Raw genomic sequence first — 11,047 nt, forward strand, 5'->3', positions numbered from 1 at the left:
CCGAGGCTCTGACGCTCGTGAACGAGTCGGACGCCCTGGCGCGGACGATCCAGCGCTCACCCGCGGACTCTCAGCTCAGAGCGGCGCGGATATCCCGTCCACGTCCCCGGCCGACTCGGCCGGCGCGTCGCTCAGCCCCAGTCGCAGGTGCTCAACGTGGTAGAGGGCCTGGTCCAGCAGTTCGGCGACATGGTTGTCGTACAGCGAGTACACCACCGAGCGGCCCTCGCGGACGCCCACGACCAGGCCGAGGTTGCGCAGCAGCCTCAACTGGTGGGAGCACGCGGACTGCTCCATCCCGACCGCGGCGGCCAGTTCGGTGGCCGGCAAGGGCCCCTCCCGCAGCCGGGCCAGGATCAGCAGGCGGGATGGCGTCGCCAGCGCCTGCAGCGTGGCGGCGACCCTCGGGGCGCTGCCGGCGTCCAGGCGGGCGCGCGGTACGGCGTTGTCAGCGGCGGGTGCGGCTCCATGACCCATGCGTCCAGCCTACCGGCCCGTTCAGGAATACATGAAGATCTGTTCATTTGGTCCTGTACCGTGGAGGAGGACGAGCCCATTGCCGCCTCCCCGAAGGACGCCGCCTGCCATGTCATCGACCCTCACCCGCCCGGTTCCGCCGCCCGGGGCGGTCCGTGACCCAGTGGCGCCCAGGCGCCGGACGCGGATCTTCGCCCTGCCCGAGGCCCGCTGGGCGACGGCCGCCCTGGTGCTGTTCCTGATCGCGCTGCCACTCCAGCTGCTCGGCGCACCGGCATGGGCGTGGGGGCCGCTCTACGCCCTCACCTACCTCACCGGCGGCTGGGAGCCGGGATGGGCCGGATTGCGGGCGCTCAAGGACAGGACCCTGGACGTCGACCTGCTGATGGTGGTCGCCGCGCTCGGCGCGGCCGCGCTCGGGCAGGTGCTGGACGGGGCGCTGCTGATCGTCATCTTCGCCACCTCGGGGGCGCTGGAGGCCATCGCCACCGCGCGGACCGCGGACTCGGTGCGTGGTCTGCTCGACCTGGCCCCGGCCACCGCCACCCGGCTGTCCGGGGACGGCGCCGAGGAGACGGTGCCCACCGAACAGCTGACGGTGGGCGATGTGATCCTCGTACGTCCCGGGGAGCGGGTCGGCGCGGACGGCCGGGTACGGGAGGGCGCGAGCGAGGTCGACCAGGCCACGATCACCGGGGAACCGCTGCCGGTGGCCAAGGCGGCCGGTGACGAAGTGTTCGCCGGCACGCTCAACGGCACCGGCGCGCTGACCGTGCGGGTCGAGCGCGATCCGGCGGACTCGGTGATCGCGCGGATCGTGCGGATGGTGGAGGAGGCCTCGGAGACGAAGGCCCCCACCCAGCTGTTCATCGAGAAGGTGGAACAGCGCTATTCGCTGGGCATGGTGGCCGCCACCCTGGCACTGTTCGCGGTGCCGCTGCTCTTCGGCGCGGCGCTGCAGCCGACCCTGCTGCGGGCGATGACCTTTATGATCGTCGCCTCTCCGTGCGCCGTGGTGCTGGCGACCATGCCGCCCCTGCTGTCCGCCATCGCCACCGCCGGGCGCCACGGTGTGCTCATCAAGTCGGCCGTGGTCATGGAACGGCTCGGCCAGGTCGACGCCGTGGCCCTCGACAAGACGGGCACCCTGACCGAGGGCACCCCTCGAGTCACCGACGTGTGCCCGCTCGACCACTCGGGCCTGACCGAGGAGGCCCTGCTGACCCTGGCGGCGGCCGCCGAGCACCCCAGCGAGCACCCACTGGCCCGGGCCGTCGCCGATGCCGCCCGGAAGCGTGGTCTGGAGCTGCCTGCGGCCTGGGACTTCGCCTCGACCCCGGGTACGGGCGTGACCGCCACGGTCGACGGGCGCACCGTCGCGGTGGGCAGCCCCGGCCGCCTGCGGGAGCCGCACCCCGACCACCCCGCTACCGCCTTGGCGACGCGGCTGGAAGAGACCGGCCGTACCGCCGTCCTGGTGGAGGTCGACGGCTCGGCCGTCGGTGTGCTCGGCATCGCCGACGGCCTGCGCGAGGACGCCACCGCCACCGTCGCCGCGCTGACCACGCTGACGGGCACCGCCCCGGTGCTGCTGACCGGGGACAACCCTCGCGCCGCCCGCCTGCTGGCGGCCGAGGTCGGCATCGCCGACGTCCGCGCCGGGCTGCTGCCCCAGGACAAGGTCACCGCGGTCAAGGAGCTGGAGGGCGCGGGCCGCAAGGTACTGGTCGTCGGCGACGGCGTGAACGACGCGCCCGCCCTGGCGGCCGCCCATACGGCCGTGGCCATGGGACGAGCGGGCTCCGACCTCGCCCTGGAGACCGCCGACGCCGTCGTCGTCCGGGACGAACTCGCCACCATCCCCACCGCCGTCTCCCTCTCCCGTCGCGCCCGCCGCCTGGTCGTGCAGAACCTGGTGATCGCCGGGGTGTTCATCACCGGCCTGGTCGTCTGGGACCTGGTCGGCACGCTGCCGCTGCCGCTGGGTGTCGCCGGGCACGAGGGCTCCACCGTCATCGTCGGCCTCAACGGCCTGCGCCTGCTGCGCGACGCGGCCTGGCGGAGCGCCCGCGACCACGCGTAGGGCCGTCAACGAGTCGCCGCCCGGGCCGGGCGGTGGGTCCGGATCGTAACGATCCCACCGCCCGGCCCGGCGCTGTCACCCCGGTACCGGCACCGGGGCCGGGGCCGGGGTGAGGCGGCCGGTGCGGTGCAGGCCCGCCACCGCGGCCGCGCACCCCAGGCCGGTGGCCGCCATGGCCGCCCACGGCAGCCATGGCACACCGGTGTCGAAGAGGGCGCCGACGGCGAGGTTGCCCAGCGAGATGGCGATACCGGAGGCCGTGTTGTAGGCGCCGTAGTACGTGGCGACCAGCCGGTCGCCCGCGAGCCGGACGATGGTGTCCATCTCGAACGGGTAGAGCAGCGCCCCGCCCCAGGCCAGCAGCGCCGCGCACACGGTGAGCCCTGCGGCCCCCGCCACCAGTCCGGTCCTGCCACCGTCGGGTACGACCAGTGGCGGTACGAAGGCGGATCCCATCAGGACCAGTCCGTAGACGATGGCCCGTGGCCCGGGAAGGTTCCGCTTGGCCCAGGCGGTGAGCCTCAGCTGACCCGCGAGCGCCGCGAGGGCCGAGACGGCGAAGACCGCTCCGGTGACCTCGCCGGTGTGGGTGCCGAACAGTTCCCTGGCTCGGAGCGGGAGCGCGAGGTAGACCTGGAAGGCCAGCACATACGAGCCGGTCATCGCGGCGGCGAACAGCAGGAAGGGCCGGTTGGCCGCGATGGCGCGCCAGTCGGCGGCCACCGCCCGCCACGCCGGTTCCGCACCGCGACCGGCGGCCGGTGGACGGGCGGGCAGGGCACGGGCCTGGAGCAGGGCGAGGAGGCCGAAGATGGCCGCGGACGCCGCGCACACCGCGCGGAAGTCCCAGCTCAGCAGGGCCAGCCCGGCCAACGGGCCGACCAGGATGCCCGCCTGGTAGAAGACGTTGAAGGTGGCGAACGCCTCAACCCGCCGTTCCTCTCCCGCCTCAGCGGCCAGATAGGCGCGCACCGCCGGGTTGAACAGGGCTCCGGCCAGGCCGGTGGCGGCGGAGGCCACGATCAGCGCGGGCAGCGTGTCGACCAGCCCGAGCAGGGCGAAGGCCACCGTGCGCAGGGCGCATCCGGCCAGGATCATCGGCTTGCAGCCGCAGGCGTCGGCCAGGGTGCCGCCGATGAGGAACATGCCCTGCTGGGAGAGGTTACGGACGCCCAGGACGAGGCCGACCGCCCAGGCGGCCAGCCCCAGACCGTGGGCGAGGTGGTCGGCCAGATAGGGCATCAGCATGTAGAAGCCGAGGTTGATGGCGAACTGGTTGACCATCAGCAGCCGTGCGCCGCGGTCGAAGGAGGCCACCTGGGCCCGCGGCCCCTTCATCGCGCACCCGCCCCGGCCCGGTCGTCGAGGGGTGCGCGGTCCCGGCCGAGCGGGTCCCGGACCCGGGTGCAGCGGGTCCAGCGGGTGACCACACGCGCGTCCGGCTCGATGATCTCGTCCGGTTCGGTGGGCGGCGCGTGGTCCAGCAGGTCGTGCTCGCGACACCAGGCGTCGTTGTACACGGTCTCCAGATAGCGGTGCGGCCCGTCGGGGAAGATGGCCGCGACCCGGGCACCGGCGGGCACCATACGCGCCACCCAGCCCGCGACCAGCGCCACCGCGCCCACGCTCCAGCCTCCGGAGACGCGGTGACGGCGGGCCAGCCGGCGGCAGGCCCACACCGCTTCGGCCGGGCCCACCCAGTGGACCTCGGCGAACGCCGAGTAGTCCACGTTGGTGGGGTAGATACTGGAGCCGAGTCCCCGCATCAGCCGCGCCCTCGCGGGCTGGCCGAAAATGGTCGACCCGACCGCGTCCACCCCGATCACCGTGAGGCCGGGGAAGGATTCGCGCAGCACCGCGGCGGTACCGGCGGAGTGTCCGCCGGTGCCCACGGCGGCCACCAGGACGTCGATACGGCCCAGTTGGGCGATCAGCTCGGTGGCCAGCGGGCGGTAGGCGGCGACGTTGTCGGGGTTGTGGTACTGGTCCGGGCAGTAGGCGCCCGGGGCCCGGTCCAGCAGTTCGCCGACCTTCTCGCGGCGGGCCTGCTGCCAGCCGCCTTCGGGGTGCGGGGCCGCCACCTGTTCGACACGGGCGCCGAGGGAGGTCAGCAGCCGCACCACGGCCGGTTCCATACCGGGGTCCGAGACGACGGTGACCGGGTGACCGTAGGTCAGCCCGGCCAGCGCCAGGCCGAGGCCGAGGGTGCCGCTGGAGGATTCGACGACGGGGGCGCCGGGCGCGAGCTCGCCACGGCGCCGGGCCTCGCGCACCATGTGCAGACCGGGCCGGTCCTTGATGCCGCCGGGGTTGGCGCCCTCGAGCTTGGCGAAGAAGCCGCGCCCGGGCGGGGCGAACGGCTCGTCGATCCACAGCACCGGGGTGTTGCCCACGAGTTGGGCCGGGCGTCTGGCGATCGCGGGGGCGGTGGTGCGTACCCCGGGGAAGAAGAGTTCGAGCAGCGGGAGATCCATGGTCGTACAGCTCCTACGGGCCCCGCGTCGGGGCGGGGCACGGTGCGGTCGGGTCGGGGGCATGCGGGCACGCCTCACCACGGACCGCCGCCTGTGAGACATGTGGCAGGCGCGGCCCGGTCAGGACGTGCGGGCCGCGCCTACACCCGCCAGACGCAGTGGAGTGCGAGAGTGGACCGCCCCTGTGGGGCGGCGGCCCCCGCGGAGTGGCCCGCCGGGCGGCCCGCCGGACACGCGGCGGGCCTCACCGGCCGGCAGGGGAACAGCTCCAGCCCGTCATCGGCCGGGCCGGTGCCCAGGTCGTCAGGGTGCGCGGACCCCCGGGGCCGGTCCACGGCGTGATCGATGTGCCCGTGCGCCTCGTGCTCGTGCTCATGCCCGCCCGCGGGCGAGGTGTGCCGCGCGGAGTGGGCGGACTCGACGGCGGCGAGACGGACATCGGGCCCCTCGAAGGCGGCACCGTGCACCGCGCCCGCCAGATGGACTGCCATCAGCACAACAAGGCCGAGCAGCAGGGCAGCACGGCCGGGACACCCGGTGAACACGGGACGGACCCGCAAGGCGATCACATACTCACGGTATCCATAGTGGCACTCTGTGCAACGCCATGGCCGAGTGAGTCGCTGTCACGGCGTTGACGGGCTCCGCACCCGAGCCCCCCACCACCGGGGTGTCCGCGTCGGAGTGGGTGATACGTAGGCGGTGAGGCCGGTGCCCGGCAGGCGGTGGGGGGCCCAGGTGCGGGCGTAGTGGGGAGGGCCGGAGCGGGTCCTGGCGAGGGCGGCGGCGGGTTCGCGGGTGGCACGGCGCAGCAGGGCGTGTGCGGTGGTGTCCCGGTTGTTGCCGCCGACGTTGGCCGAGGCGCAGCCGGCGTCGTAGCCGATGGGCGGGGCGTGCGCGCCGCTGACCAGGCAGGGCGGGGTGAGCCCGAGGCGGCGCAGGTCGCGGGCGGCGGTGCGGTAGCGGTCGGCGGCGGCGCGGGCGTCGGCCGTGTTGTGGCCGAGGACCCCGACTTGCGCGGACAGGTGCAGGGCGAGCAGCGCGGCCGCCAGCCCGGCGGCCAGGGCGCGGGCGCGGGGCGGGCGGATGGCCTGCGCGGAGTGTGCGGCCAGGGCGGCGAGCGGAAGGGAGAGCAGGGCGTAGACGGGCAGCAGGAAGCGCGGCGCGGAGTAGTCGATGAGCAGCAGGTAGGGGACGCTCAGCGTGGCGGCGCAGGCGATGGGGAGCAAGACGACCGCGTCGCGCCGGGCGCGCCAGGCCAGGACGCAGGCGATGAGGGCGAGGACGGGCAGGGCCAGCCACCACAGGGTGAGTTCGGGGTGGGTGAGCGGGACGCGGCAGGGGCGACAGAGCAGGGGGCCGTTGAGGCTGCGCCATGCCATGCCGCCCGCCCAGTGCGTACCCATGCCGCCCTCGGTGGTGCTGGAGAGGTGCAGCCGGGCGCCGACCCCGCCCCAGCGCGCGTACGCCTCCGCGACCCACTCGGCGGCACCCACGGCGAACCCGCCGACCACGGCGAGCGCGGGTGCCGGTCGCCGCCGGGCCGGGACGATCGCGCACGCCGCGAGCAGGGGCAGGGCGAGCCAGATGCCGTCGGAGAAGCGGAAGCAGGTGGCGGCCGCGACCATGGCGCCCAGGCCGAGCGGGGCCCGCCGCCCCGCAGGGGCGTGTGCGGCACGCAGGAACCAGCCGACGGCCGCCACCGCGGACAGGGCCACCCACAGGTTGGGCATGGCCTGCGGCCCGTAGAGGACGGTGGTCCACAGGCCGGCGAACAGCAGCGCGGCCAGCGCGGTCCGCCCGGGGCCGAGCAGCGGCCGCCAGACGCGGTAGGCCGCGTACAGGGCGGCGGCGGACAGCAGCGCCAGGACGACCCGGAGCACGGTGGTGGAGTCGGTGACGGCGAGGACGGGGGCGGCCAGCAGGCTGATGCCGCGCGAGCGCGGGGCGCTGAAGTACGCCGCCGGGCGGTGCGGGTCGGCCTGGGAGAGGTACACCGTTTCGTCCCAGCCCAGCCCCAGGTGCGGGACCACAAGGGCGAGTTGGGCCGCCGCATAGGCGAGGGCGACCAGCGCCGGCCACGGAACCCGGCGTGGCGGGCGGATGACCGTACGCGGAGCGATCATGCGGTGAGCACCCCGGTACCCAGCAGGCCGAACAGCAGCAGGCCGATGGCGATGCGGTAGATGACGAAGGCGTTGAAGGAGTGCTTGGCGACGAACCTCAGCAGCCAGGCGATGGAGGCGTAGGCGACCACGAACGAGACAGCGGTGCCCACCACGAGGGAGGCGGTGCCGACCCCGGCGCCGACGGCGTCCTTCAGCTCGTACAGGCCCGCGCCGGTCAGCGCCGGAATGCCGAGGAAGAAGGACAGGCGGGTGGCGGCCACCCGGTCCAGGTCGAGGATGAGCGCGGTGGACATGGTGGCGCCGGAGCGTGAGAAGCCGGGGAAGAGCAGCGCGAGGATCTGCGAGCAGCCGACCAGCATGGCGTCCTTGAAGCCGGTGTCGTCCTCGCCGCGCTTGTGGCGGCCCATCTGGTCGGCCACCCACATCACGCCGGACCCGACGATGAGGGAGCCGGCGACCACCCACAGGGATGCGAGCGGGCCCTCGATGAGGGGTTTCGCGGCCAGGCCCACGATCACGATCGGGATGGTGGCGTAGATGACCCACCAGGCGAGCTTGTAGTCGTGGTGGTACCGCTGTTCGCGGTGGGCGAGTCCGCGGCCCCACGCGGAGACGATCCGCACGATGTCGTTGAAGAAGTACACCAGGACCGCGGCGATCGCGCCGACCTGGATGACGGCGGTGAAGCCGACCACGGAGGTGTCGTCGACCGGGATGCCCATCAGCCCTTCGGTGATCTTCAGGTGGCCGGTGGAGGAGACGGGGAGGAACTCCGTAATGCCTTCGACGATGCCGAGGACGGCCGCCTGGCCGATGCTGATGGCACTCATCTGGATCCGTTTCTGTGGTGGATGGAGCGGGCGGTGCCCGCTAGGGGCCACGGCGCGGGCGACCGCGGTCGGCGGGATGGGGGTCAGCGGCGCAGACGGCGCAGGGCCCGGCCCGCCCGGTTGCGCCAGCGGGCCTTGCGGCGCTCCCAGGCACGGGCGGAACGCGTGGCGGCGAGGTCGCCGAACAGTTCCTCGTAGGCGTGGGCCACATGGACCGGGTCGAAGCGGTGGGCAGCGGCGCGGGCGGCCTCGCCCATGCGGCGGCGGCCGGGCTCGTCGGCGATCAGGTCGCTCAGCGCGGCGGCCAGCGCCTGCCGGTCGCCCATGGGGACCAGGCGGCCGTCGACGCCGTCGTTGATGATCTCGGCGGGGCCGAGCGGGCAGTCGGTGGCGACCACCGGTATGCCGCAGCGCATCGCCTCGACCAGCGTCATGCCGAAGGACTCCGCGTCGGAGGCGGAGGCGACGATCGACGCCTTCGCGAACTCGGCCTCGATCGGGGACACGGCGCCCATCAGCGCCGCCCGGCCGCCCAGACCCTGCTCCTCGATCTGCCGCTGGAGCCGCTCCTTGTCGGTGCCCGCGCCGTAAACGCGCAGCGACCAGTCGGGGTGCTTGGCGGCGACCTCGGTGAATGCCTCGATGAGCAGGTCGAAGCGTTTGGCGCGGACCAGGCGTCCGGCCGCGGCATGACGGGGGCGCCGCCGTCGGAGGGCGGCAGGCCAGGGTCGGGCACGCCGTTGGGGATGGGCAGGATCCGCACGCCCGGCAGCCGCATCTTCGCCCGGTAGACGGTCGCGTCGGCGTCGGTCGTGGTGACCACGGCATCCAGGTCGCGATAGTCCCGGGCGAGTTGGGCGCGCAACTTCTTGGTGTGCATGTCGTGGGTGAGGTGTTCCTGGGCGATGCGCAGCGCCCGGGACGGGGCGAAGCGGGCCAGGTAGACGTTGATGCCCGGCCGGGTGCCGATGATCACGTCCGCGTCGCAGCTCCGCAGGTACTCCCGCGCCCGCTGGTCGGTGAGGCGGCTGTACTGCTTGTACCGCTTCTCGGCGGTGGGGAAGACCTCGGCCGGCCGGTGCAGCAGCGGGTCGTCCTCGTCCGCGCTGTTCTCCCGTAGGTCGACCAGGGGCACCACCGTCACCCGGGGATCGATGACGAACCGCGGGCGGGTGCGGTGGCGGGCCATCGACACGATCGTCACCTCGTGCCGGTCGGCGAGCGCGGCGGCGAGATTGAGCGTGGTGCGGATGGTGCCGCCGATCGCGTACACGTTGTGGATCAGGAAGGTGATCTTCACTTGGCGCTCCCCTTGGCGCCGGGCGGGCCTATCAGGGCGAGGCCGGTCAGGGCGAGGCCAGTCAGGGCGAAGCCGATCAGGGCGAAGCCGGTCAGCGGCCCGGTCCCGGCGAACAGCACCAGGAGGACACCACCCACCGCGCGATCCGCTGTCAGCGGTTCGGCGGCATCCAGCGGATCGAGAGCCAAGGGCACCGCGGGGTCCTTTCCGGCCGTGCGCCGCCCAGGCCAGAGCTCTGGCGGGTACGAGCGCATGGCACACTTGGGAGACAGCGACTATTACACCGGTGTAGGAGTCCTACACGAGTGTAGGAGATGAGCGAAGGGACGCCAAATCCATGGGCATCCGCACGCCAGGACACGGCCCGAAGCGGCCCAACGGTGCACGCGAGGCCGAGATCCTCGAACTGCTGCAGCGGGCCGACGGCGCGCTGACCCCCCGCGAGGTCACCGAACGTCTCGGCAGCGGGCTGGCCTACAACAGCGTGTTGACGATCCTCACCCGCATGCACACCAAGCAACTGCTCACCCGCACGCCGCGCGGCCGGGCCCACGCCTACGCCCCCGTGACCGACGACCCCGGCTTCGCCGCCCGCCGCATGCGCTCCGTCCTGGAGGAGCGGTCCGACCGCCAGGACGTCCTCGCCCGCTTCGCCGACGAGCTGTCCACCGACGACGCGGACCTGCTACGCCAACTGCTCGACCCCGACCAGTAGGACTCGACCCCGACCAGTAGGAAGAGGCCGCCGAGATGCGCATCGCCGTCTACATCCCGCTGCTGCTCTCGCTGCTCGCTCCCCTCGGAGCACGCCCCCTGGCGGAGCGATGCGAACCCCGCCTGGCGACCTGGCTGCTCACCGCCTCGGCCCTCGTCCTGGGCACGGCGACCACCATCTCACTGGGCCTGCTGGCCATCACCGGACTGATCCGCTTCCCCCAGCTGGCCGGCCTCGGCCACTGGTCGGCCCACGCCGCGCAGCGCGACGACCCCGCCGAACTGTCCGTCGCCCTGATCGCCGGCCTCCTGCTCGGCGCCGCCGTCCTCATGGCCGCCCGCATGCTCTGGCGGCGCGCCCACACCCTGGCCACCGCCGCCCTGGAAGCGGCCTGCATGTCCGCCGAAGACGGCCTGGTCGTGATCGATGACGAGGCCCCCAACGCCTTCGCGATCCCCGGCCTGCCCGGCCGCGTCGTCGTCTCCACCGGCATGCTGCACACCCTGGACGAGACCGAGCGCCAGATCCTGCTCGCCCACGAACGCGCCCACCTGACGGCCCACCATTACGCCTTCGTCGCCCTAGCCCAACTCGGCGCCGCCGCCAACCCCCTGCTACGCCCCCTCGCCACGGCCGTGACGTACACCATCGAACGGTGGGCCGACGAGAACGCGGCCACCGCCACCGGCGACCGCGAGCGCGTCGCCCGCACCGTCGGCAAGGCGGCCCTCGCCGCCCACCAGGTCCCGGCCCGCACCCCGGGTGCCGCCCTGGCCATCCTCGGCCGCCGCACCCCACTCGCCGCCGCCGGGCCCGTGCCCCGCCGCGTCGCCGCCCTCCTCGCTCCCCCGTTCGGCCGCCACCCCGCCCTCGCCGCCGCGACAGCCACGGTCCTCGCCATCGCCGCCCTGTCCACCGCCGAGGCCGCCCACGACCTCCATCTCCTGCTGGAAGCCGTCGGCGCCTGACAGAACCAGCCGCGGCACCCCCACCGGCACACCCGCCGGACGGGCCGACACGAACTCCGCCTATGAACGAG

At 73.7% G+C, this 11,047-nt stretch carries 10 protein-coding genes and 1 pseudogene; 3 read left to right on the forward strand and 8 right to left on the reverse strand.

What is annotated here, in order from left to right; genetic code table 11:
- Positions 1-75: 75 nt before the first annotated feature.
- Positions 76-477 (reverse strand): ArsR/SmtB family transcription factor, encoded by a 402-nt coding sequence (locus IEJ02_RS04745; RefSeq protein WP_191063520.1) that lies wholly within the window; start codon positions 475-477, stop codon positions 76-78.
- A gap of 109 nt (positions 478-586) precedes the next feature.
- Here IEJ02_RS04745 and IEJ02_RS04750 point away from each other — a divergent pair, with 109 nt between their 5' ends.
- Complete coding sequence (locus IEJ02_RS04750; RefSeq protein ID WP_191063521.1) at positions 587-2,560, forward strand: heavy metal translocating P-type ATPase; 1,974 nt, start codon at positions 587-589, stop codon at positions 2,558-2,560.
- A 75-nt stretch (positions 2,561-2,635) separates the two neighbouring features.
- Here the strand turns inward: IEJ02_RS04750 and IEJ02_RS04755 are convergent, their stop codons facing one another.
- The 7 genes and pseudogenes from IEJ02_RS04755 to IEJ02_RS04785 form a co-directional block, all read right to left on the reverse strand.
- Positions 2,636-3,898, reverse strand: coding sequence for an MDR family MFS transporter (locus IEJ02_RS04755; RefSeq protein ID WP_191063522.1), 1,263 nt, complete (start codon positions 3,896-3,898; stop codon positions 2,636-2,638).
- The gene (locus tag IEJ02_RS04760) at positions 3,895-5,034 is read right to left on the reverse strand and encodes a PLP-dependent cysteine synthase family protein (RefSeq protein ID WP_191063523.1); all 1,140 of its coding nucleotides are present in this window, start codon (positions 5,032-5,034) and stop codon (positions 3,895-3,897) included. The genes IEJ02_RS04755 and IEJ02_RS04760 overlap by 4 nt, the downstream gene beginning before the upstream one ends.
- 140 nt (positions 5,035-5,174) lie before the next feature.
- A complete protein-coding gene (locus IEJ02_RS04765) occupies positions 5,175-5,603 on the reverse strand; it encodes a hypothetical protein (protein ID WP_191063524.1) in 429 nt (142 codons plus the stop codon).
- A 57-nt stretch (positions 5,604-5,660) separates the two neighbouring features.
- Complete coding sequence (locus IEJ02_RS04770) at positions 5,661-7,160, reverse strand: hypothetical protein (RefSeq protein WP_191063525.1); 1,500 nt, start codon at positions 7,158-7,160, stop codon at positions 5,661-5,663.
- A complete protein-coding gene (locus tag IEJ02_RS04775; protein WP_191063526.1) occupies positions 7,157-7,993 on the reverse strand; it encodes an undecaprenyl-diphosphate phosphatase in 837 nt (278 codons plus the stop codon). The genes IEJ02_RS04770 and IEJ02_RS04775 overlap by 4 nt, the downstream gene beginning before the upstream one ends.
- Positions 7,994-8,076: 83 nt before the next feature.
- Positions 8,077-9,293 (reverse strand): annotated as a pseudogene (locus IEJ02_RS04780) (glycosyltransferase family 4 protein).
- Positions 9,290-9,487 (reverse strand): hypothetical protein, encoded by a 198-nt coding sequence (locus IEJ02_RS04785; RefSeq protein ID WP_191063527.1) that lies wholly within the window; start codon positions 9,485-9,487, stop codon positions 9,290-9,292. Before IEJ02_RS04785 ends, IEJ02_RS04780 begins: the two are co-directional and overlap by 4 nt.
- A gap of 143 nt (positions 9,488-9,630) precedes the next feature.
- Between IEJ02_RS04785 and IEJ02_RS04790 the strand changes: the two genes are divergently transcribed.
- Together IEJ02_RS04790 and IEJ02_RS04795 are read left to right on the forward strand one after the other, a co-directional pair.
- Positions 9,631-10,008, forward strand: coding sequence for a BlaI/MecI/CopY family transcriptional regulator (locus tag IEJ02_RS04790; RefSeq protein ID WP_191063528.1), 378 nt, complete (start codon positions 9,631-9,633; stop codon positions 10,006-10,008).
- A 35-nt stretch (positions 10,009-10,043) separates the two neighbouring features.
- Complete coding sequence (locus tag IEJ02_RS04795; RefSeq protein ID WP_191063529.1) at positions 10,044-10,976, forward strand: M56 family metallopeptidase; 933 nt, start codon at positions 10,044-10,046, stop codon at positions 10,974-10,976.
- Positions 10,977-11,047: the final 71 nt, after the last annotated feature.

Source organism: Streptomyces sp. 5-10 (assembly GCF_014712245.1).
In the GTDB taxonomy this organism is placed as follows: domain Bacteria; phylum Actinomycetota; class Actinomycetes; order Streptomycetales; family Streptomycetaceae; genus Streptomyces; species Streptomyces violaceusniger.